The following is a 21,954-nucleotide window of genomic DNA, read 5'->3' as shown; positions in this document are numbered from 1 at the left end:
TATGCCAAGCAGTTGGTTATTTAAACAGCAGGCCTATATTGCCGGTCAGTGGATAAACGACAAAGACAATGCTATTCAGCAGGTTCATAACCCTGCTACTGGCGAGTTGCTCGGAACAGTACCCATGCTCGGCGCTGATGCAACCCGTCAGGCGATCAACAGTGCTGAAGCTGCTCGCCACCAATGGGCTGCCAGAACTGCAAAAGAACGTAGTAGAGTTCTAATGCGCTGGTATGACCTGATGATGGCTCATGTGAACGAGCTGGCTGAAATTCTTACCCTGGAGCAGGGCAAACCCCTGGCCGAAGCCAGAGGAGAAATAGCCTACGCCGCCAGCTTCCTTGAGTGGTTTGCAGAAGAAGGCAAGCGAGTATACGGCGATGTCATTCCAACCCATAAACCCGATGCACGACTGGTTGTGGTCAAACAGCCAATAGGAGTTGTAGCTGCGGTGACCCCGTGGAATTTTCCAGCGGCAATGATTACCCGAAAATGTGCTCCCGCTCTGGCTGCAGGCTGCTCTTTCGTGGTCAAGCCTGCACCTGAAACACCCTTTTCAGCACTGGCACTGGCAGCTCTCGCTGAAAAAGCAGGTGTTCCTGCGGGAATATTCAATGTTATTACTGGTGATGCACTGGCTATCGGTGGAGAACTGACCTCTAGTAAAATCATTCGCAAGCTGAGTTTTACCGGCTCAACAAAAATCGGTAAATTGCTTATGCAGCAATGTGCAGGCAGTGTCAAAAAGGTTTCACTGGAACTGGGAGGCAATGCGCCGTTCATCGTATTTAATGATGCAGACCTCAATGCAGCTGTCGAAGGTGCTATGGCGTCAAAATTCCGCAACGCCGGACAGACTTGCGTTTGCACCAATCGTTTTCTGGTTCAGGATGAAGTACATGACCTATTTCTGGAAAAACTGACTACAGCGGTCAAGCAGTTAAAAACCGGTAATGGCATGGAGCCAGAAGTAACCCAAGGACCGCTGATAAATGCGGCGGCAGTAGAAAAAATAACAGACCATGTAGCAGATGCAGTTGCCAAAGGTGCGATTGTTACTACAGGGGGAGAGCCCCAGGCTGAAGCCAGTAACTTTTACAAGCCTACAGTCGTTTATAATGTCACTTCCGATATGAAAGTGGCAAAGGAAGAGACCTTTGGCCCTCTGGCCCCAGTATTCCGTTTCAGCACGGAAGAAGAAGCCATCAGCATGGCAAATGATACGGATTCTGGTCTGGCTGCCTATGTCTACACCAGGGATATTGGTCGGGCGTGGCGTACCGGAGAAAGCCTGGAGTACGGCATGGTTGGTATTAATGAGGGTATTATTTCCACGGAAGTGGCTCCTTTTGGGGGTATTAAGGAGTCAGGAACAGGCCGGGAAGGCTCCCGTTATGGCATAGAAGATTACGTAGAAATCAAATACATGATGATGGGTGGAATTTAGGAGTTTCATACGATGGCTACAGAAAAATTCGAAAAAGGCCTGGACACACGTCGCGAAGTGCTCGGTGCAGACTATGTTAACGCCAGCATTGAAAATGCTGACGAGTTCACCATGCCTCTTCAGCAGCTGGTCACTGAATATTGCTGGGGAGATGTCTGGCAGCGAGAGGGTTTGTCGCTCAAAGTGAGAAGCATGCTGAATCTTGCTATGATCACAGCACTGAACCGCCCACACGAACTAAAACTCCATGTGCGCGGTGCCCTCAACAACGGGCTGACTCGTGAAGAAATTAGAGAGGTTCTGATGCAGACAGCGATTTATTGCGGAGTGCCAGCAGCCATCGACAGTTTCAGGGTTGCTAGAGCAGTATTTGAGGAGGTAGACGCTGCCAGTAAAGACTGATCAGTTTTTGCCGGACTCCCATTAAGCCTTATGGAAAGAGTAACCATGCTGAGACAGCCACTGGATGACCGCGTAAAGATCGAACGCACTGCCTTAACCCTGCGGATAAAAGTGCTTAATGCTCTGCGTGGTGCCATTCTGAATTTTCAATTACTGCCTGGTGACCGCTTGGTAGAGCGGGATCTCTGCGACCTTCTTGGGGTAAGTCGTACCTCTATCCGTGAGGCTTTGCGTCATCTTGAATCGGAGGGGCTGGTAGAATACCTGGAAGGCAAAGGCCCCAGGGTTGCAGTAATGACCTCGGACAGTGCCCGGGAAATTTATGAGTTGCGCTGCGCACTGGAATGTATGGTTGTGGAACTTTTCACACTCAATGCTTCCGAAGAGCAGGTTCTTGACCTTGAATACGCCCTTGGAAAACTGAAAGCCCGACTGAAAGAGGGTGAGATTACCGCTATTCTTGAAATGGTGAACCATTTTTATGAGGTTCTCTATGAAGGCTGTGGAAATAAAATCACTGCAAACCTGTTACGGCAACAACAGGCTCGGGTTAATTATCTTCGGGCTACATCACTGTCCCGGAAAAAGCGCAGCCGGGACAGTGATACTGAAATGACCAGAATCGTTGCAGCCATCAAAAGCAGGGATGTCAACAAGGCTCATACAGCCTGCCTGAATCACATAAAGAAGGCTGCCGAAGTTGCGTTAAAAGTTATCACTGAGCAGCAAAAAGACGGGGAAGAAATCCAGACCGACATCTATTCAGTTCAACGTGTAGAGTTTCCTGAAAGAACCTGATCCGGCTTGGCCTCAGATTGAGTCGCACTAATCAAAATGGCTGGAATTTTTATTCATGAAATACTGTTCAGAATGTGGCAGCAATAATCTGCGTTATCGTGAGCAAAACAGTGATTCTCACTTCCGCCTGACCTGTGGTGACTGCCATCATGTGTTTTATCAGAACCCAAAAATTATAACGGGCTGTATAGTTGAACACGAAGGTAAATACCTGATGTGCCAGCGTGCAATCAAACCTCGGCCTGGCACCTGGACTTTGCCGGCAGGGTTTATGGAGTGCGGTGAGACTGTTGAAGCAGCAGCAATCAGGGAAACCAGAGAGGAAACAGGTGCTAAGGTCGAAATAATCGCACCTTATTCCATTTTCAGCGTACCCCAGATCGACGAAGTGTACGTCGTATTTCGTGCAAAACTGATACAATTTTCTGATCAACCCGGCCCTGAAACATTAAAGGTAAGTTTGCTCACAACCAGTGAAATTCCCTGGGACAATATTTTCTATCCCGCTATCAGCGATATTCTGAAAAGGTACGTTGAAGAAAGGGAACAAAGCAGTTTTGGGATGTACACAGGCTGCCATGAAAACGGCATTGTACACTTCACCCATTAATGCAAGCGGTCACTGCCAAACTCAGGTTCCTATGCCAGGCATGGGAACCGTCGGAAAAAATCAGGCAGAATAGCGATTCTCACTCAATGGAATGGTTTCAACAATCTTAATACCGTACCCTTCCAAGCCGGTAAAACGCAGAGGAGGTCCTAGATGGCGCACTTTGCTGACGCCAAGATCTTTTAAAATTTGGGCTCCGGTTCCCACATCCGCATAAACCCGCTTTCCAGCCGACTTTGATTCTTTCGCCAGCTGTGGCGCTCTTTGCAGCAGGCTGTTGGCTGTATCTGTATTACCCAGCGCGATAACAACGCCCCGTCCCTCTCGTGCCACTTCTTCCAGCGCTTCCCAGAGACTCCAGTTTCTGGGCCCCTGATATTCTGCGCCCATCAAGTCGCGCAGAGGATCGATCGTGTGAACCCGCACCAGACTGGGCTGTCCGTCTGCAACAGACCCCATGGTTAAAGCTATATGGCTGGTGCCATCAATTTTGTCTTCATAGGTCACCATATTGAACTCGCCATGAATGGTAGGTAGCCGCTGTTGTCCAATGCGATTGACAGTGCCTTCCGTTTCCAGGCGGTAATGGATCAGTTCGGCTATTGTTCCAATTTTCAGATCGTGTTTCTGTGCAAACTTTTCCAAATCATCACGGCGTGCCATGGTGCCATCTTCATTCATAATTTCAACAATGACAGCAGAGGGCCTGAACCCCGCCATAGCGGCAAGATCGCAACCTGCCTCGGTATGGCCAGCTCGGGTCAGTACACCACCGTTACGGGCTCTCAGTGGAAATATATGACCAGGCTGCGATAAATCTGATGGTTTTGCGTGTGGATTTACAGCAGCAAGAATTGTTTCTGCCCGGTCTGCAGCGGAGATTCCGGTAGTAACATTTTTTACACCATCAACTGAAACGGTGAATGCAGTACCGTAAGCACAGCCATTATCTGACACCATCAAAGGCAGATCCAGTTGCTGACAAATAGATTCTTCAAGAGTGAGGCAAATTAAGCCACAGGCATATCTCGCCATGAAGTTAATAGCTTCCGGAGTTACCGCCTCCGCAGCTATTATCAGATCCCCTTCATTTTCGCGATCTTCGTCATCCACAAGGATAACCATTTTTCCCTGACGGATATCATTAACAATTTGTGCGGTACTGTTGAATGTCATGGCTTATTATTCTCTTTGAGAGATAAAAACAGGGCGTCTACTGCTTTATCGATTTCCCACCCGGTGAAACAGTCTATTGCTTCCCGACTTTTTGCCAATAGCGCTATCTCCTAGCGCAAAGTAGCTATAAGATACCATGGTATACCATAATACGAGAAGCAAAAATGAAGGGTTACTGGGTTGCATTCGTTGATATTAATGATCCTGTAAAATATCAGGATTATCTGGAGCTGGCACCTGTGGCATTGAAAAATTACGGAGCAAAAATTCTTGCCAGAGGCGAACAGCTAACAGCTCTGGAAGGATTTGAAACTGTACCACACCGAGCCGTTGTCTTTGAATTCGAAAGTTATGAGCAGGCCTTGTCCTGTTACCACTCCGAAGACTATCAGTTTGCCCGATCACAGCGCACCGGAGCCGCAGAGGCTCAGATCGTCATCATGCAGGGTGCTTAAAAAATACCCGCTCTTAGGCGGGTATTTATCAGTACAGATGATTTACTCTTTACTGGAACGATGGCACAACTTCTTTTATAAACAGCTCCAGAGATTTCTTCTTCTCCTCATGACTCAGGCTGTTATCACTCCAGAAGCTGTATTCATCCAATCCCAGCTTTTCATAATTCTTAAGCCGCTTAACAACCTGGCCTGGTGTACCAATGACCAGATTTTCACGCAGCACCTCAGGTGCAAAATCAGGCATCTCATTCAGTTCATCTTCATTGATAGGCGAACAGAATCCGGCCTCAGGTACCTGATTATTACGAGCCCAACCCTGAAAATGGGCGTACCAGTTTCGAATACCATTAACCCCAACTTTCCAGTCTTCAGGCTGCTCATGCACATAAGTATGACGCAGGCACATAATCTCTGGACGTTTTACCCCAGGATTGTCAGCACAGGCTGTTTCAAACTTATTCATCAGACTGACGACTTCATCGTCATTCTTAAATAACGGGGTCACCATCACATTACAGCCACTCTTGATGGCATAATCATGTGATTCTGGCGTACGTGCCGCCAGCCACATTGGAATGCTGGAGCTGTTCAGTGGCTTAGGCACCGCCGTTGAAGTAGGGAAACTCCAGCACTCGCCTTTGTGCTCATAATCACCAGCCCAGAGTTTCTGCAAAGCGGGTACCATCTCACGGAGATACTTTGCTCCTTCAGCAGCGGGCTTACCGTCCAGAAGGCGGTCGAACTCACACTGATACGCTCCCCGCGCAATACCAAACTCCAGTCGTCCATTACTCATAACATCAACCAGAGCCGCTTCACCGGCCAGCTTGATCGGGTGCCAGAAAGGAGCAACGGCAGTGCCCACACCAAGCCGGATATTTTTCGTTAAAGAGGCAAGGTAAGCGAGAAAAGAGAAAGGGTTAGGACCAATGGTAAACTCCATGGCGTGATGCTCACCAATCCAGACTTTATCAAAACCTCCTGCTTCGGCTATTTGCACAAGTTCAACCAGTTCATCAAGCAGTTCTTGATGGGGCTTGTCGTGGTTATAGCGTTCCATATGCAGAAATAGTGAGAATTTCATGGGCTGTTGCACCTCTTATTCTTCTAATTTATTTTTATCTTCCGCTGGCTATCTCCCCCCCCTTATCCCAAGGGGAAAAGATCACCCTTAGAGCATTTTACAATACCCATTGCAATGGCTGTATGATCGTATACCTATTTACCAGATGTCAATATATCTAAAAAGAAAAGAAATATTTTTATCAAAAAAAACCTTATATAACAAGGTGTAGGGATTTATATTAAAAAATAAAAATTATAGTAATACGGTATACCATAGTATATTCGATTAACTTTCATTGACGTAACTACTGACCCATTAGAACTGGTTGAAAGGCTGTTGCCAGAAAATATGCAGGATTCCGACCGCTCGGATTTATCATCACTGATTACCGAAAACTGCGATGAGTCGAAGTCTTCCATAAAACTCTCAAGTCTAATGCCGCCATGGCAATACCACCGAGCCATACGATTCTAACGCAGAGCAATCATCTATTCATGTCTACATATTCGGCATTTTGTCTTGAGGTTTTGGCAAATAAGCTCCACCTGAACCAGTTTGAGTTGCGAGCAAAGCTTTATCTATCGGCACTAAGATCATCGTTCCAAGAAGGGCAAGCGATGAAAGGTGCGTAGCATGAGCTTATAAATCACAGCAGTCGGTGGAGCGTGGATTTCGTTTTCTGAAAGCCCTATCAGAATCCGACGGCACGCTGGGTGTTTTTTTGCTTTGAGGGAATTAATGTTTTATTGGTCGATGGTCATGAAAAACATGTCGTTGGCTTGCAGGAGAGACAATTAACCATCATTTCAATTCTTGGGCGACCGTATCAAGAGATTTATTCCTGATACAGGTGCTGAATGACGGATGAAATGGATCAGATGTTATTTCTGTGGGGGACCACTTCACACTGCTGAAGAAAGCTTACTCCAGTGAGTAATTCTGATTGAAGCCAACCTCGGATTTTGAGGTTGGTGGATCTGCTTCCAATCAAAATGGCGGGAAGAGTAATACCTTCTGGCCATTTTTTTCCGGAAAAATTATTTTTCAGAGCCAAGTACTGAATCTATAGACAACTTGCCTGAGCCAAAAGCTACAATGCCAGCCAGCAACACGCCCCAGAGTACATGCAAAGTGAATGCTGCAGGTGCTATTTCAGATAGACTGATCACCGCAACCGCATTGACTACAGAAAGCCCCAGCGCTCCCAGACGACCGAAGAGCCCAAAGGCCAGCAGTACCGGGAATAACAGCTCCCCAAAAGTCCCCAGAAAAGCTGCAGCTGCAGGGGAAAGAAAAGGAACAGCGTACTCAAGCTCAAATAGAAACAGAGTGGTTTCCCAGTCGTTGATCTTGGTCAGCCCCGAAGAAAAAAACACCTGAGCCACATACAGTCTTGCAGCAAGCAAAACGACTGGCTGAAGATAATTCAGGATCGACGCCAGTGTCTGATTGATTGAGATGGCAGGGGTTACTAAAACGGATAATTTATTCATCCAGGTATCCTTCTATTGTCTTATAGTTCGAAACCAGTAGCGAGATGTTCTTCGATCGCTTCTGGCAACCACTGTTCAAATTCCAATTCAGGTAAATTCTGCTTGTGGGTAAATAGTGAAAGCTGGTTCAAAGCGTGCTCCAGCGAAAGACCTGCCAGAAGTTGCTCCAGCCAGATTCTTTCTGTTTGACTGACTGGCCTGATTTTTACCTGCCAGTGTTTTCGCCATATCAATACGGCTTGCTGAGTGTTGGCCTGTATTTTTTCGCGGGCAATGGTCATGTACTCTTTTCGTTGATCATCCTGCGACTGATGGGCCTGCCAGATATCCGCCACTGGAAAATCAAATGTCATTATTACCGCTGTTGAGTTCAGGAGGATTTTCCCTGAGTGCGCTCCTTGCTCAGCCAATAACTGAAAAGATTCAAAGCGCAACTCAGGGTTTGCAGCTCTTTCCATAGAGTGTTGCAGCCAGTTAAGCAGGGCGCAGTCGCCTATGTAAGGTAGGCTTTGACTGATGTCCCGGGATTTTAGCCATTGAGGGAATTGATGACCCCATTCGCCCCAGTCACCCACTTCTGGAGGAAAGGACGTCACAAACTCATCACTTAACTGATGAAATAAATCCTTTCCCAAAAGCTGTGATACTAATGGGTAACTGATGCTTAAGGCACGACGTGCATTAGCTCGCAAGTTTCTCTGATAAGCCTGAAGCCCTTTGTGGTCAAAATCAGAATGAGCCTTCATGGAAAAAATAGCTTCAAGAAGATTCGATTGCGAACAGCTGATTCCGGTCATATTGTTTCTCTGGCCTCATAAGAAACTTGTCGTGCAATGATTTTGGCTTTTTCTGCCTCAGCCAGTAACACCGACCAGGCTGGTAAATCGGTATCCCATTCAATCAATGTGGGAACAGGGCCAAACTGTTTCAGAGCATGGGAGTAAGCCTGCCATACCGGGTCTGATACCTTCTGGCTGTGGTCATCGACGACGATGTCTCCCGGTGCAGCCGGTGTGCAGCCAGCAAGATGTATTTCACCAACGGCTGCAGGATTAATTTCATCCACCCATTCTGTGATGACTTTGGTGATATCCGTTTGACCATCATTGATGGCGTTTACAGCGACATTATTCAGGTCAACCAGTAAACGACACTGTGTTAATTCTGTCAGGCCATTTAAAAAATCGGTCTCTTTCCAGAGACTGCCCTCCGGCTCGAGATAGGCAGAAAGATTTTCTACAGAAATCTGCCGTTGCAGCCGATCCTGAACCCGGTTCACATTATCTGCCAGAGTTTGCAGTGACTTCTGGTTAAACGCTATGGGCAGCAAATCACCGCCATGAACTAACCTTCCGCTAACTTCACCCCAGGCAAATGCCGCATGGTCAGAGATCATAACCGGTGAAACCCGTTGAACCAGAGACTCAAGGGCATCAAGATGTTTTTCAGAGATGCCTGTCGTTGAGCCCAGTCCGAGAGATGTACCGTGAAGGCTCATGGGGTACAATTTTGCCGCGTCTTCCAGTATTTCCAGAGAAGCACCGCCAAGGGCAAAAAAGTTTTCCGAATGTACTTCCACGAAGTCCAGTTCTGCGGGAGTAGTCAATGCCTTATGGTAATGGGCGTGCCGGAGTCCCACCCCAACAGGAGCTTGTTTTGAATACCATGTATTTGCCATTTTTGATCCACTCCACAGAAACCTGAAGATTTAACTAACCCGGATATTTCATAAACTTCCCTGAATCTCGCGCCAAAGGGCCACCGGGAACAGGAGCACGTTTATGAAACATCCGGGTTAAAGCCTGATGATCAGGATTCCATCGAAGCCAGCTTTGCTTTGGCTTCTGCTTTGGTATATCCACCCAAATCTTTGCAGGTGCCGGCAGCTACCGCCTTCCACTCGCCGATGTCATTGTCTTTGGCGGACTGGCCTGCGCAGGAATGGGTTCCAGCCAGATTTGCGCAGTCATTCTGACCTGCTTTGGCTACGCCGTAGCATTTCTCTTTGCCAGCGGCCTGGGCAGTAGAAATAGCTCCTGCAGCGAGAACAGCTGCGAGGCCTGCGGAGATGAGTGCTTTATTGCTCATGGTCGGTTTCCCTTTTGTTTGCTTTATTAAATATGATGTCACTGTGATCTTTTACAGATCACTGATTGCTACATCTTTGATCTTTGGCCATGCGACATTGGCTTCCTGAATATTTCCGGGTACATCTTTTACCCAGATTCTCTGAACATTTTTATCTTTGTTCAGGTAGAGCTTGCCGTTTTCAACCCGCCAGGCATTGGGGTCAATATCAAACTTTTTCTCTACCTTGGTTCCGAAGGCGCAGTAGCCACCATACTGGGGCGCGTATCGATCAGGGTCTGCACGAAATGCATCTCTGTTGGCGGCCGATGAGAATTTGAAAATGGCGTTTTTGTAAGTGGCTGTATATTCAAATGAACCCTCTACTGGCTTGCCTTCTGTGAAATAACTCACGGCATCAAAACCATGCAGTGCTACATCATTCGCATCTGCGTTTATATCGATATCTGCTGCGAATAATGCGCCGCTGAAAGCGATGGCTGAAGCAAATGCCAGAGTATTCAACACTCTTTTTACTGGTTTCATTTTTCTTTCCGTCCCGCTGCTGACTTGTCTTGATTAGAAATATATCTTTGCTGGAACGACGATTAGGTTAAAATAATCTCTTTTTTGGATCAGATCGTATCGAATTGCCTATGGATCAGCTTTCCAGAGCTCTCAGCCAATACTCTATTTCTACAGGCGTCTTCTATTCCGGAAGGCTTTGCGGCCTGAGTTCTTTTGATAAACCGGAAGAGCAGGCCGGGCATCTGCACCTGTTGCGCAGGGGGACGATGACCGTTCAGGGAGCTGGCAGAGAGAAGCAAATATTTACCGAGCCAACGTTGATCTTCTATCCGCGACCTGCGGAGCACTCCATTAAATCTGGCTTAATTGGTATGGCTGAGATTGTCTGTGCGGAAGTTTATTATGGATGTGGCCCCGATAATCCTTTGGCGAACTCTTTGCCCTCACTGATCTGCCTTCCACTCTCTCAAAGCAGGAGAATTAAAGATACGGCAGAGTGGTTATTTGAAGAGGCTTTTGGCAAAGAAAAAGCCCGGCAGTTGATGATGGATCGAATCAGCGAGCTGCTGACTATTCAAATGCTTCGTCATGTTTTGGCATCCGGTCAGGTAAATGGTGGCTTGCTTGCCGGTATGACCCACCCCAAACTCTCGAAAGCGCTGGATGAGCTTCACAGAGAGCCTGCCAGAAACTGGTCCCTGCAGGAAATGGCAGAAGTGGCCACCATGTCCAGGGCGCGCTTTGCGTTGCAGTTTCGTGTCACTATCGGCCAGACACCGGGAGATTATCTGGCCGCTTTGCGTGTCGATCTTGCCAAAAAATATCTGAGGCAAGAGAAACCGGTCGGTTGGGTAGCCAATGAAGTAGGCTATGAAAATGCTTCGGGTTTGGCACGGGTTTTTAGAAGCAGAACAGGGCGGTCTCCCAAAGAGTGGCAAAAGGTTGCACTAAAAGAGATAGAATAAATGATCCCTGATCGTTCCTGAGGGGGGGCAATAATGCCAGGTGGTTTGTTCACCTTCTTCTATAGAACGCCATAATCCCCCTGTGTCAGCTTATTTGGCATCTCTTTTGCTTAAACCTCAATAACGTTTGGATTATTGGGCAGTTGCAGTGCATCACATCGGAATAATACGAGTCATGTTGGTACAAAAGCCAACAACAGCAAAAACACCGACATGTTTTAGTGCGAAAAAGCTCACCAATGCACCTGCTTGGTGCAAATTGGCTGGAGCTTGGTTGTGAATATTGCTGCAACGCCATTAACAGCCTCTCGCGAAGACCATCCTGGGTTAGATACCCAACGGTGGCTGGCACGCTTTAGTGCCGAGTTTTCTGTAAAGCAGAGAGGTACCCGTCTGGGTAAAACCGAACACTTTGGCCCATTAAGAGTGCAGCGCCCTTTCTTTCCGGAAGGCCCGGAATGTTTGCATTTCTATTTATTGCATCCGCCGGGTGGTTTGGTAGGGGGTGACCAGCTGTCGATTGATTTAGTGCTCCGAGATGGTGCGCATGTATTAATGACCACGCCATCTGCCGGAAAAATCTACAACAACATCAGTGGCATTCCCCAGGGACAACATGTCTCATTAACTATCGACGACGGCACCATTCTGGAATACCTGCCCCAGGAAAATATTGTGTTTGATGGCGCTGACGGCCAACTCATCACCACCATTGATATCTCCGGTGATGGTTTGTTCCTTGGCTGGGAAATTACCTGCCTGGGTCGTTTCGAAAGTGAACAGTTCTTTGAGCGCGGACAGCTGATGCAAAGCCTGATGTTGCGGCGTGATGGACGGCCATTGTTTTCTGATCGTTTGCAGTTTTCTGCTTCTTCGCCGCTGCAGGAAAGCCGTGTGGGTTTTAATAATTACCATGTGTTTGGCACTTTTTTAATTAACCGCAACGTGATGTCGGACACCAATGAGCTGGGCGAAAAAATTATTGCCTGGCAGGAAGGCATTAATAGCCGTTATCAGCAATTAACCGTGGCTGTCACACAAAAGCCCGATGCATTTATCGCCCGGATTTTAGGCAATAAAGCAGAGCAGGTACGCAACTGTTTTGAGCATTTATGGCAACAACTACGAACCGATGTTGTCGGTAGAGAAGCCTGTGCCCCAAGAATCTGGCGTACATAAAATAAACAGTTCAGAAAAGGAGAAACCACGTGGAATTGTCTCCCAGAGAAAAAGATAAATTGCTGATTTTTGTTGCAGCTGAGTTAGCACAAAAGCGCAAAGACCGTGGAGTAAAACTCAACTACCCGGAAAGCATCGCGTTAATCAGTGCCTTTATTATGGAAGGTGCCCGCGATGGCCGTACGGTTGTCGATTTAATGAATGCCGGGCGTCAGCTTCTGAATCATGAAGATGTGATGGATGGTATTGCGGACATGTTGGATGAAGTGATGGTCGAAGCCACGTTCCCGGATGGTACGAAGCTTGTCACCGTCCATAACCCAATTGCCTGAAAGTTGGCTGCTTCAATAACGTTTTCAGAGAATGCAGGAAGCAAAAGAAATGATTCCAGGTGAAATTATTTGCGCTGACAGCGACATCGAAATTAATGTTGGCCGTAAAACCGCAGAGGTGAAAGTGGCGAATACCGGTGATCGTCCGATTCAGGTTGGCAGTCATTATCACTTTTACGAGACCAATTTAGCGCTGCGTTTTGATCGGGAAGCGACCAAAGGCTTTCGGTTGAATATCGCTGCGGGTACTGCGGTTCGTTTTGAGCCGGGTCAGGTGCGTACGGTCGAGCTGGTGCAGTATGCCGGTAAAAAAGAGGTCTACGGTTTCCGTGGCGATGTGATGGGCAAGGTATAAGAGAACGGGGAGTCGTTGGAATGGCTAAAATTGATCGTCGCGCGTATGTCGATATGTATGGCCCAACCGTGGGTGACAAGGTTCGTTTAGCCCGAAAATTTCATAAAAATGTAGCAGACACTCAAAAGTCTCGGTTTTTTATGATTCTGATTGTGGCTATCACCGTGGATCGCCTTGAAAGCTCATTTTGAACGCACAGCATCACTCCAGCAGTTCATGCGTGTTCTATTTTTAACCAATTTGCTGTTGGCAGGACAAAGAAAACCCCTCACTCTCTGCCAATGGGGTGATTTCTCGGAGGCACTTGGTCATTCTGACTGCTAACCGGGCTTGAGACGTGGCATTGAGTAAAAGATTTCGGTCACGTATCGAAGTAACTCTTTCAAAGGGCAGTTGCTGGGCAGGTGAAGTTTGATTCGGTCTTTGTATTCAACCACTTTTACTGCGATCTTGCATAGTTTCACGATCACTGTAGAAGGCTGGGCATTTTCCAGTTTCGTTCCTTTCAGGGCTTTTGTTCTCAGCTCATGGTGCAGAACATAAGCAGCACAGGCATAAAACATCCTCAAATGGTTTGCCAGGAACCCCTGGTCTGAAAGCCTGTCTCCAGACAGGTCGCTTTTCAGGTGCTTTATGTAGTTTTCATCCTGCCCCCTGGGGCAATAGAGTTCTTCATAAATAGTGCCTGTCAGAAAACCTATGAAAATTGAGTCACTGACATTCATCAAACAGTAGAACTGCTCCGCAAGCATTATCAGAGTCTCGCTTATAGGGCACTTCTTGATCAAAGTGCTTGCAAAATAGCCAAAACTGCCATTTTACGAACGTGCAGAACCCTCATGCACCCATGATCAAATTTCGGACGGCAAAAGACTGCTGTCAGTAGGGCTAAAAATCCCGTTCTTGTAAAATCCTGCCCAAGCGCTTCAGGTTGCCACCCACAACCGCAAGGGCAACATAGCGCTTGAAGGCATCAATGCCCTTGTCCGGACATTTATCGAGGCCATTGGCTTCCAGAGCATTAATGTCAGACTCTACGGCGGAATGCTTTCTTTTTGCCCGGGTAAACTCAAGGTGGTGCTCTCGTTTTTTGTCTTCTGCGGAAAGCCTGCCTTTCTTCGGCAGAATGGTTCGTTCCAGAAAGCCATCAAGTTCCTCAAGGTTGGCGGGGCTCCAGAACCCTTTGTCATAACTGACCTGGCTCAGCATGGGAAAGCGTTGTTTTGCTCCTTTTGCGATAGGCACTGCAACCTGATCGTCTGTCTGCTTTTGCATCACATGGTGATTCAGCGTGAAGCCAAACTGGTCTTGCAGTACGCATACCCGCAACCCCAACTCTACAGGAACTCCGGCTTTACCCTTGCTGATCCATTCTGTGTGGGGTTCAAAAATCGAGAACACCTTGTCGCTGTGAGGAATCTGCTGATGCTCGATCACCCGACGATAAATCAGATTAATCTGGTGACGACTGTGGGCAATGTAGTATTTGAGATTCTCCAGCGCAGACTCATCGGGGGCGCTTTTTTCTACCAGGGCAGCTGTGCTTTCTGCCTTGCGGATAATGTCGAGACTGTACTTAATGTATTCAAGGTGTGCCGTTTCAATATCGTGCTGACGTGACCGCTGTTTAAACTCGCAGGCAGCAACGGAATGTTTCAGATTCCGCACCTTGTGATAGCGCTTTCGATGCTGTTTTTTCAGGTATTCCCGCTGACGCCACGCTGGTAACTGGTACTGGCCAGCCAGGGTGGACGCAAACTCAATAGCCTTACGACAGGCATCGTTTAACAGGCTGATGTCTGTGGGAAAATGAACATCGGTCTTGACTACAAACGAATCGGCACGGCCATATAGCGGCTCATCTTTTTTTTAACCAGTTGATGGCCTGCTGCCACGACAATCTGGTTTACCTGGTCCAGTATTTCGGGCGTGAACAGGCTGATATTATCCTGCAATGTCTGGATATGATAAGAGTGCGTGCAGTAAGGACCGTGCCCAAGCATTTTCCGTAGCGTGCCGTGTTCATTGGCCAGCTCCTGAAGACGGTCATAATCACAGTTAGTGACCAGCCGCAGGGTGCCAAACACCAGTATGTTCCAGAGATCCATACCGGGACGACCATTATTACTGCTGGCAGGAATCATACTTTCAAGAACTTGAAAGACCTGCTCTCTCAGATCAGGTGTAACCCATATGTGCTGCAAGCCCCGCAAAAGCCGGGGAATATCATCTCTGGACTTGGGGTTGAATGTGATGGCGGAGATATCAACCTCGCCCAACTGCATTTGTGGATTAATGGTTTGACGCATAAACTCGAAAACAGCCTGTCTGGGAAAATCTTCGAGTATTATATTTGGCCTCAGGCTGTGTTTTTCAAGGGCTTGAGGGTTTTCGGACAGGCACTATTTAGGAAAGCAAGTAGTTATGTAAAGTTAACTCTATTAGCCCTTTATCAGCAGGAAAGTCGTACGCAAATAGCTTTACATAAAACTGTGCTTTCTCCGTTGGAACCAGAATTTCTGTTCATCCAGGTGTCCTTCACAGTTGCTGCAACCACTGAAGTAATGATTTGTTTTCTTTCCAATCTGGTATGTTTGGTGCTGGCGTCGGACTGACTTTCTCGATAGCTGCCCGCTTCATTTCCAAATTTGCCCTGGCATACAGCTCGTGACCAGTTTTCGCCACACCGCCTGATAGCGGCGTATCGACCTGGGGTTATACCTGAACACTTGCAACTGGCTCAGCGCGTCAAAAATTAATTCATTGAGTGAGTATTTTACTGCTTTGTTCGGGCGGGAGCTCATACATAAACCTCCATCAATTGACTGTGGCACCATGGCCATGAACAGAATGATGGAAATATTATGTAAAGTATTTTAGTTCCACTTCATTGAAATTGCTGATGATTTTAGCAGTAGCTTTTTATAATTCGCTGCTTTCCTAAATAAGCCTTATGTAATGCTTTCCATAATGCCTATATCGGTCGCAATACCAAACTCCCTTCACAGTGATCAGAGCATTTGTTTTATTGATGCAGCGCAGTCTTGCATTATTGCTGAACTGATATAGTGCTGATCACCCTATGATCAAAATATCCTGACACAGGACTCTGTTGTAAGCGTTTATGATTGAATTAGTCTCTACGAATGAAGAAATATCCCGTATCGTTATTGTCTCTGCAGACCTGAAAGCAGCAAAAGACATAGATGCTTGGCAAAAAAATGTTGTGAGAGATGATCCGGAGAATCCGGTCTTAGAGCATTACACATTGCAGGCCGATAATATTTTTAAAGTCCCTTCAGTGTTCGAACAGGATGACTGCCTGGCCAATACCAACCTGCTGATGGTGGTCTTTGGTGACAGCAGGGCAGACCGACTGCCGGAAGCCTTTATTCAGCTATTCAGTGCTCATAACCTGTGCCCTTTAGTGGTCTTGCCGAATGAATTATCTCTGACTTTGACAGACACTGGTCTGGAGCCATCCCAGGTTGTTACCGTAACAACCGAGCAAAGCTCTAAAGCCGCCGTTGACAAGATTCTTGATCCATTTGTTGGCTCAGGCATGATTAACCTGCCGGTTGATGATCTCAAACATATAGCAACGCCGGGCTCCGAAGGGCTGCTTATAAGCGCACAAGCGTCAGGACCGGATGGCGCATCGGAAGCCACAAAAAAAGCCATGGCACTTCATAAGGCATCACATCCGGCAGGCACAGAAAGTACCGGCATATTAATGAATATTTCCAGTGAGATGGGATCACTGACCATCGGCGGCTATGTGATGGCTACCGATGCGCTTAGAGAGAGTGCGCAGGATGACGCTTCAGTGATGTGCAGCGCAATGGTGTCGTTTTCTTTGCCCGAAGATACGTTTGAAGTGTCGCTGGTTATTTTCAAGAGCTAAATGACCGGACTGCCCTGATCTATAGGGTTGGTAGACATGTACACCATGTCTATTGGCACCAACTCAAGGCTATTTTCTCAGCTCAGGGCAGTCCATTTATTGCAGGGCTATTAAATCAGGCTCCGGCTATACAATAAACTCTGTTCAACACAGGGCGTATATTATTGTATTTTTGAAATCTGATACTCATATAACCCTATTTTTCTGATTAACACTTCATCGAGAGCCGCAATATCATTATTGCCCAGAAACTGCCTGATAGCCTTTCGATCCCGGAAAATCTTCTTTTTACCGTCAATGTCACACTGAACAGTATCCGCCCCCTGAAGATACAGAGTAATCAGTTGTGATGCCTGCTCTTTACGGTTAGAGCCTCCAATACATCCCGAAGGGAACATTGGCAAAACATTACGCAGGTAAAGATGATTATTGTTTATATTGCCTTGGGTAACTACGATCGATCGTTCCTTCATTTAGTTTATTTGAATTAAATTTCGCTCTTTTAACCCTCTTATTACCTCAACAACTTTGCTTTTTACTCCATTGCCAGATTCTCAACCTACTTTTCAGCATGTTTATTCCTAAATGCCCAGTGACTACACCAAATTCAATGAGTTCATCGAATGATTTATCGTTGGATGAAAGTAAAACAGAGAGGTTTATCTGTACTTTGAGCTCTTTAATGGATGTCTTATTTTTTCCTGTTTTCTTCGGTCAATTATTACAATGTGATCTTTGTTTCCAAGATTGGAAATCAACCGTGATTTTCAATGCATATAATGATATAGAATTCAAATCCTATTTTGGTTTATGATCGCTTCTCCAAAAAATCTTCTAATAGAAATCAGCTAATCAATGGACTGATGTTTAATGAACCAGAAGTTGACCCAGGGGCCTATTGTACCATCGCTGCTGCGTATGGCATTTCCCATTATCGGCATGTCGTTTGTACAGATGACATACAATATGGTGGATATGGTCTGGCTTGGCCGGATCGGATCTGATGCAGTAGCGGCTGTTGGCACCGCTAGTTTTATCACCTGGTTTGGTATGGCTCTGATGCTGACTACAAAATCCGGTGTTGAAATTACGGTTTCCCAGGAAATAGGCCGGGAAAATCCTGGCATGGCATCTGCCTTTGCTTCCAACTCAATATTGCTGGCACTGGTTGCTGCAGTCACTTATGGATTACTTACTTATTTAACAGCAGGTTATCTGGTCGGTTTTTTTGATCTCGAAAAACAGTCAGTTAACGATATGGCGATCGCCTATATCCGCATTATTGCTATAGGGTCGCCTCTCTATTATGTAAATCCAACGTTGGCCGGTATTTTTACCGGAGCCGGGAATACTCAGTTACCCTTCAGAATCACCAGTACCGGTCTGTTGCTTAATATTATTGTTGATCCGTTGTTTATTTTTGGCATGGGCCCTGTGCCGGCCATGGGCAGTAATGGCGCAGCTCTGGCAACCGTATTATCTCAGGGATTGGTGGCTTTACTGTTTTATCGGAAAATTATTCTGGGGTATTCGGTTATCCAGTGTTCAAAAGAGACTTTTACTCCGGCGATCAAACTGTTAAAGCGGCTGATGGTACTGGGTTTTCCCGTTGCTTTGCACAGTGCCCTGTTTGCTATTTTTTCAATTGCTATTGCCAGAGTTGTTTCCGTATGGGGGGCGCTTCCTATCGCCTTACAAAGTGTGGGTGCCCAGATTGAAGCCGTTTCCTGGATGTCTGCCACGGGTTTTTCTACCGCTTTGGCAACCTTTACCGGACAGAATTATGGCGCAGAAAAATGGCAGCGCATTTATACCGGGTTTCGGGTAACAGTAATTATCAGTGTTTTGATTGGTGGCGTAGTTACACTGGCATTCCTGTTATTTGGCCGAGAGATTTTTGCGGTATTCATTCCTGAGCCTGATGCCATTCGTCTGGGAGCCATTTATCTGGCTATTTTGGCGGTCAGTCAGATATTCATGTGTATGGAAATTTCCACGTCAGGCGCCTTTTATGGCCTGGGTAAAACCATGCCGCCATCGCTGATCAGTATTGTTTTCACCGGCACAAGAATTCCAGTGGCACTGTTGCTGGCTTACGGTGCTTTTGGTATTCCGGGAATGGGGTTGGAAGGTGTCTGGTGGAGTGTGTCACTGTCGTCTGTGGTTAAAGGCGTATTATTATGTGGCTGGTGTTACTGGATTTTATCCCGCCACCCCAAACGTGTTGAGGAACAGGAAAAGTTAGCTGTTGGTATGACCTAGATCATATACTTTCAGGTTGTTTCTGATTCATTATCTTGCGCCTTTTGGTGATGAATCAAAGCGAAAGTCATTGATCACGCCTTTGGTCGCAGAACAGGAAGGACTCTCAAGAGATTGCTGAAGCGGCTAATGAGAAAAACAATCTGTTCCTCTCGATCAGTAGATATTCATGATAAGGTCATCGGCGAATTTATCTCCAGAAAGTACTATCAACAGTTTTGATTCATGACCCAGTACTGGGATGCCGGATGTTTTCGTTTGGATTTAGCCATGATGCTCTGCTTAATAGCCTCCTTTTTATGAATCCTGAGTGTACCATATACAGTTTTTAGAACTGTATATCGATATTTGATCATATAGGGTGAGAAAAGTTCGCATCACTGGCACAGCAAACTGCATTGAATATCTGTTCGTCTGTCCTATAGTTAACTCTCATTTTACCTGCTCATCAGGAACCGGCGTTCTTCTCTCAGGGTAAAGCCAGTGACGATTATGATGAAAAGGTTATTCGGCCACACAGGTTAGAGTGTCTGCTGACCCGGCAGATCAGACATTCGTAGCAATGTGGTTTTTCCGGAGATTGGCTGAATGGTCTGTGTCATTCGATACGCTTGAAGGCTGACAGCGAAAGCTGGTTTTCTATAGGGTTACGGTGTCCACCGTCCCTTCATTCCTGTCACTTCGGTGACTTTTCTATCGACGTATAGGTTCTCTGACAAGCTACCACTTGTCTGATGAGTCGTACGCTTTCTCGGCAACCGCTCCGGCGTTGCCTTCATGCCCTTTGGGTACTAATTCCGGCATCCGTGCCGTCTGCATGGCAGAACCTCTCTGTCATGCAGGGAAGTTCTGCCTTTTTGTTTTAAGGAGAACTTCTATGGTTACCGCTAATAGTGTGCATGAGGGTGCTAATGATCTGGTGGCTCGTTTTGCAGAGCGTTATGGGTTTCGTGAAGATGAGCTGCTGAATACTTTGGCACAGACTGCGTTTCGGCAGCAGAACGGCAGTGTTCCTACTCGGGAGCAGATGTTGTCTTTGCTGGCAGTGGCAGATTGTTATGGGTTGAATCCATTCATCAAACAGATTTATGGACTAAGCGACCGCCGGGGAGGGGTGTTGCCTGTCATATCTGTCGATGGATGGTTACTGATTATGAACTCAAATCCCGAAAGTGATGGCATTGAATTTAACTATCCCGACGAACTGATTCAGTTCGATGAAGATATGAAACCTTGTCATCCTTGGGCTGAGTGTACGGTGTATCGCAAAGATCGAACACATGCTATTCGGGTACGTGAGTATCTCGATGAGCTGTACCGTCCTGCTGTGATAAAGAATGGAAAGAAATTCCCTGGCCCTTGGCAGACCTGCCCTAAACGCATGCTCCGTCATAAAAGTCAGATTCAAGCTATTCGAATTGCTTATGGTCTTAGTGGCTTATTTGAACCGGATGAAGCAGAGCGGATATTGGAAACCCAGCTGGGTGAACCGGTACCTGACCTGCGTGAAGCTGAATCAAAACCTGTTGAGCCAGACAGTGTTAAGGAAAGGGATAAACCACAGTCTGTGTCGTCTGAACCGGATGTTCTGGATGAGGCGTTGGCTGAAATGTCAGGAGAGTTACTGCCAGAAAAGGATGTAATTTCTGATGAAGTACCTGAACCCAGCGATCTGGAACCACAAGTGTTGTCGTTTATCGACCAGATTGTGGATCGGGCTAAAGGGACAGGCGCTTTCACCGCCGCCCAGGGTTTTGCCCAGGAGCGGTTTAAGGACGATGGCAATGCCCTGAACTACTGCCTGTTCCGGCTGGATGAAGCACAGGCAGCTTCAGCGGCACCGGCTGCTTAAGGTGATTTGTGATGAAGCAGGTCAATCTTGAGCAGCGGTCGCAGGCGTGGCTGGACTGGCGGCGTGGAGGTATTACCGCCAGTGATGCTGCTGTGATCTTGGGGCAATCACCTTATAAATCACGTTCGCAGCTTTGGGCAGAGAAGTCCGGGCTCCTGGAGGAGCCGGATTTGTCGTCTAATCCTCATGTCCAGCGAGGCATTGAGGATGAAGACGATGCCCGGAATCGGATGGAACAGGCTTTGGGTGATGCACCTCTTTTGCCGATTTGCGGTGAGTGGGAGCAGAACCCAAGGCTACGCGCCAGCTTTGACGGAATGACCAAAGATGGTATTCCGGTAGAGCTGAAAGCACCGTGCCAGAAGGTTTATGAGGAAGTGAAGACGTTGAAGGATCAGGCGGAAGGCTATCGACGTGCATTGGTGCAGGTGCAGTTTCAGATGCTGGTTGCGGATGCGCCCAGAGCCTGGCTCTGCTTTTACCACAAAGGCATGCCGATTCTGCCGGTCTGTATCAACAGGGATGAAAGCCTGATTCAACCGTTGCAGCAGGAAGCAGAAGCGTTCTGGCAGCGGGTGGAAAAAGGGGATGAGCCGGACAAAGACCCGAATCTGGATGTATTTGTGCCGCAAGGTCTGTCAGAACAGGCGCAATGGCACAAGCTCGCAACGGTTTATCGCCGTCGTCAGTTACATCTGGATGAGTTAAAGGAAGAACTAAACCACGGAAAGTCTCAGCAGAAGCTGATGCAACATGAGTTGCAGAAGTTGATGGGCGCTTTTCGGGTGGCTGAGTCGGATGATTTGCGAATCTGCCGCAGTGATTGCGCCGGTTCCGTGGACTACCAAAAGGCTTTGGAGGCCTTGTGTCAGCAACACCAGCTGGCGTTACCTGATCTTGATGCTTTCCGCCGTAAGGGCAGGGAGCAGGTGAGGGTGACCCTGCTGGACAAAGGAATGAACGACAGTGAATCAGGACTAAATGGAGCAGGCAACGAGCTGTTGGACCGTAACCCAACCGTGAGTCACCAGAGCTTCTATTTCTGATTCAACATTTACTT

The 21,954-nt window shown here is 47.1% G+C and carries 24 protein-coding genes and 2 pseudogenes; 16 read left to right on the top strand and 10 right to left on the bottom strand.

Annotated features, from left to right (window positions below):
* The first annotated feature begins 1 nt into the window (after position 1).
* Genes NX722_RS09825 through NX722_RS09810 form a run of 4 tightly spaced genes read left to right on the top strand, consistent with a single transcriptional unit; the run spans position 2 to position 3,257 of the window.
* Positions 2-1,447, top strand: coding sequence for an NAD-dependent succinate-semialdehyde dehydrogenase (locus NX722_RS09825; protein ID WP_262567837.1), 1,446 nt, complete (start codon positions 2-4; stop codon positions 1,445-1,447).
* Positions 1,448-1,459: 12 nt separating this feature from the next.
* Complete coding sequence (locus NX722_RS09820) at positions 1,460-1,849, top strand: carboxymuconolactone decarboxylase family protein (protein WP_262567836.1); 390 nt, start codon at positions 1,460-1,462, stop codon at positions 1,847-1,849.
* A gap of 45 nt (positions 1,850-1,894) precedes the next feature.
* Positions 1,895-2,647, top strand: a complete 753-nt coding sequence (locus NX722_RS09815; RefSeq protein WP_262567835.1) for a GntR family transcriptional regulator — start codon at positions 1,895-1,897, stop codon at positions 2,645-2,647.
* 55 nt (positions 2,648-2,702) lie between these two features.
* On the top strand, positions 2,703-3,257 hold the full coding sequence (locus NX722_RS09810; RefSeq protein WP_262567834.1) for an NUDIX hydrolase: 555 nt from the start codon (positions 2,703-2,705) through the stop codon (positions 3,255-3,257).
* 60 nt (positions 3,258-3,317) lie between these two features.
* Here NX722_RS09810 and ribB read toward each other — a convergent pair whose 3' ends face one another.
* The gene (gene ribB, locus NX722_RS09805) at positions 3,318-4,433 is read right to left on the bottom strand and encodes a 3,4-dihydroxy-2-butanone-4-phosphate synthase (RefSeq protein ID WP_262567833.1); all 1,116 of its coding nucleotides are present in this window, start codon (positions 4,431-4,433) and stop codon (positions 3,318-3,320) included.
* A 164-nt stretch (positions 4,434-4,597) separates the two neighbouring features.
* Here ribB and NX722_RS09800 point away from each other — a divergent pair, with 164 nt between their 5' ends.
* Positions 4,598-4,888, top strand: a complete 291-nt coding sequence (locus NX722_RS09800; protein WP_262567832.1) for a DUF1330 domain-containing protein — start codon at positions 4,598-4,600, stop codon at positions 4,886-4,888.
* A gap of 49 nt (positions 4,889-4,937) precedes the next feature.
* On the opposite strand, the gene NX722_RS09795 is transcribed toward NX722_RS09800, so the two are convergent.
* Entirely contained in the window at positions 4,938-5,975 is a 1,038-nt protein-coding gene (locus NX722_RS09795) for an LLM class flavin-dependent oxidoreductase (protein ID WP_262567831.1), read from the bottom strand.
* Positions 5,976-6,361: 386 nt separating this feature from the next.
* On the opposite strand from NX722_RS09795, the pseudogene NX722_RS29075 reads away from it, so the two are divergent.
* Positions 6,362-6,589: pseudogene (locus NX722_RS29075) on the top strand (IS701 family transposase); the annotation flags it as partial.
* Positions 6,590-6,994: 405 nt separating this feature from the next.
* On the opposite strand, the gene NX722_RS09790 reads toward NX722_RS29075, so the two are convergent.
* The 5 genes from NX722_RS09790 to NX722_RS09770 form a co-directional block, all read right to left on the bottom strand.
* Positions 6,995-7,450 (bottom strand): DoxX family protein, encoded by a 456-nt coding sequence (locus tag NX722_RS09790; RefSeq protein ID WP_262567830.1) that lies wholly within the window; start codon positions 7,448-7,450, stop codon positions 6,995-6,997.
* A 20-nt stretch (positions 7,451-7,470) separates the two neighbouring features.
* Positions 7,471-8,247 carry an HvfC/BufC N-terminal domain-containing protein gene (locus tag NX722_RS09785; RefSeq protein ID WP_262567829.1) on the bottom strand — a complete coding sequence of 259 codons (777 nt, stop codon included), beginning with the start codon at positions 8,245-8,247 and terminating at the stop codon, positions 7,471-7,473.
* Positions 8,244-9,128, bottom strand: a complete 885-nt coding sequence (locus NX722_RS09780; RefSeq protein ID WP_262567828.1) for a DUF692 domain-containing protein — start codon at positions 9,126-9,128, stop codon at positions 8,244-8,246. Before NX722_RS09780 ends, NX722_RS09785 begins: the two co-directional genes overlap by 4 nt.
* Positions 9,129-9,259: 131 nt before the next feature.
* Positions 9,260-9,538, bottom strand: a complete 279-nt coding sequence (locus NX722_RS09775; RefSeq protein ID WP_262567827.1) for a BufA1 family periplasmic bufferin-type metallophore — start codon at positions 9,536-9,538, stop codon at positions 9,260-9,262.
* A gap of 51 nt (positions 9,539-9,589) precedes the next feature.
* Entirely contained in the window at positions 9,590-10,063 is a 474-nt protein-coding gene (locus NX722_RS09770; RefSeq protein ID WP_262567826.1) for a YHS domain-containing (seleno)protein, read from the bottom strand.
* Between the two features lie 110 nt (positions 10,064-10,173).
* On the opposite strand from NX722_RS09770, the gene NX722_RS09765 reads away from it, so the two are divergent.
* The 5 genes from NX722_RS09765 (at position 10,174) to NX722_RS09745 (ending at position 13,067) form a co-directional block, all read left to right on the top strand.
* Positions 10,174-11,010 carry an AraC family transcriptional regulator gene (locus NX722_RS09765; RefSeq protein WP_262567825.1) on the top strand — a complete coding sequence of 279 codons (837 nt, stop codon included), beginning with the start codon at positions 10,174-10,176 and terminating at the stop codon, positions 11,008-11,010.
* A 276-nt stretch (positions 11,011-11,286) separates the two neighbouring features.
* Positions 11,287-12,189 carry an urease accessory protein UreD gene (locus NX722_RS09760; protein WP_262567824.1) on the top strand — a complete coding sequence of 301 codons (903 nt, stop codon included), beginning with the start codon at positions 11,287-11,289 and terminating at the stop codon, positions 12,187-12,189.
* A gap of 29 nt (positions 12,190-12,218) precedes the next feature.
* A complete protein-coding gene (ureA, locus tag NX722_RS09755; RefSeq protein ID WP_262567823.1) occupies positions 12,219-12,521 on the top strand; it encodes an urease subunit gamma in 303 nt (100 codons plus the stop codon).
* A gap of 49 nt (positions 12,522-12,570) precedes the next feature.
* Positions 12,571-12,876, top strand: a complete 306-nt coding sequence (locus tag NX722_RS09750) for an urease subunit beta (protein WP_262567822.1) — start codon at positions 12,571-12,573, stop codon at positions 12,874-12,876.
* Between the two features lie 20 nt (positions 12,877-12,896).
* Complete coding sequence (locus NX722_RS09745) at positions 12,897-13,067, top strand: hypothetical protein (protein WP_262567821.1); 171 nt, start codon at positions 12,897-12,899, stop codon at positions 13,065-13,067.
* A 129-nt stretch (positions 13,068-13,196) separates the two neighbouring features.
* On the opposite strand, the pseudogene NX722_RS09740 reads toward NX722_RS09745, so the two are convergent.
* Together NX722_RS09740 and NX722_RS09735 are read right to left on the bottom strand one after the other, a co-directional pair.
* A pseudogene (locus NX722_RS09740) lies at positions 13,197-13,556 on the bottom strand (transposase); the annotation flags it as partial.
* A 208-nt stretch (positions 13,557-13,764) separates the two neighbouring features.
* Positions 13,765-15,185 (bottom strand): ISNCY family transposase gene (locus NX722_RS09735; RefSeq protein WP_262563791.1). Its coding sequence is split into 2 segments (ribosomal slippage): positions 13,765-14,741 and positions 14,741-15,185, totalling 1,422 coding nucleotides; the frame shifts between segments, so codons are not numbered across the junction.
* An 815-nt stretch (positions 15,186-16,000) separates the two neighbouring features.
* Between NX722_RS09735 and NX722_RS09730 the strand changes: the two genes are divergently transcribed.
* The gene (locus tag NX722_RS09730; RefSeq protein ID WP_262567820.1) at positions 16,001-16,780 is read left to right on the top strand and encodes an FtsZ/tubulin family protein; all 780 of its coding nucleotides are present in this window, start codon (positions 16,001-16,003) and stop codon (positions 16,778-16,780) included.
* A gap of 161 nt (positions 16,781-16,941) precedes the next feature.
* Here the strand turns inward: NX722_RS09730 and NX722_RS09725 are convergent, their stop codons facing one another.
* Positions 16,942-17,253 carry a hypothetical protein gene (locus tag NX722_RS09725; RefSeq protein ID WP_262567819.1) on the bottom strand — a complete coding sequence of 104 codons (312 nt, stop codon included), beginning with the start codon at positions 17,251-17,253 and terminating at the stop codon, positions 16,942-16,944.
* A gap of 397 nt (positions 17,254-17,650) precedes the next feature.
* Here NX722_RS09725 and NX722_RS09720 point away from each other — a divergent pair, with 397 nt between their 5' ends.
* The 4 genes from NX722_RS09720 (at position 17,651) to NX722_RS09705 (ending at position 21,940) form a co-directional block, all read left to right on the top strand.
* Positions 17,651-19,042 (top strand): MATE family efflux transporter, encoded by a 1,392-nt coding sequence (locus NX722_RS09720; protein ID WP_262567818.1) that lies wholly within the window; start codon positions 17,651-17,653, stop codon positions 19,040-19,042.
* 54 nt (positions 19,043-19,096) lie between these two features.
* Positions 19,097-19,264, top strand: coding sequence for an IS1 family transposase (locus tag NX722_RS09715; protein ID WP_322740973.1), 168 nt, complete (start codon positions 19,097-19,099; stop codon positions 19,262-19,264).
* 655 nt (positions 19,265-19,919) lie between these two features.
* Positions 19,920-20,894, top strand: a complete 975-nt coding sequence (locus NX722_RS09710) for a recombinase RecT (protein ID WP_262567817.1) — start codon at positions 19,920-19,922, stop codon at positions 20,892-20,894.
* A gap of 11 nt (positions 20,895-20,905) precedes the next feature.
* Positions 20,906-21,940: a YqaJ viral recombinase family nuclease gene (locus NX722_RS09705; protein WP_262567816.1), complete on the top strand. Its 1,035-nt coding sequence runs from the start codon at positions 20,906-20,908 to the stop codon at positions 21,938-21,940.
* The last annotated feature ends 14 nt before the right edge of the window (positions 21,941-21,954 follow it).

It is taken from the genome of Endozoicomonas gorgoniicola (genome assembly GCF_025562715.2).
Taxonomy (GTDB): domain Bacteria; phylum Pseudomonadota; class Gammaproteobacteria; order Pseudomonadales; family Endozoicomonadaceae; genus Endozoicomonas_A; species Endozoicomonas_A gorgoniicola.
This window is presented reverse-complemented; position numbering and strand designations above follow the sequence as displayed.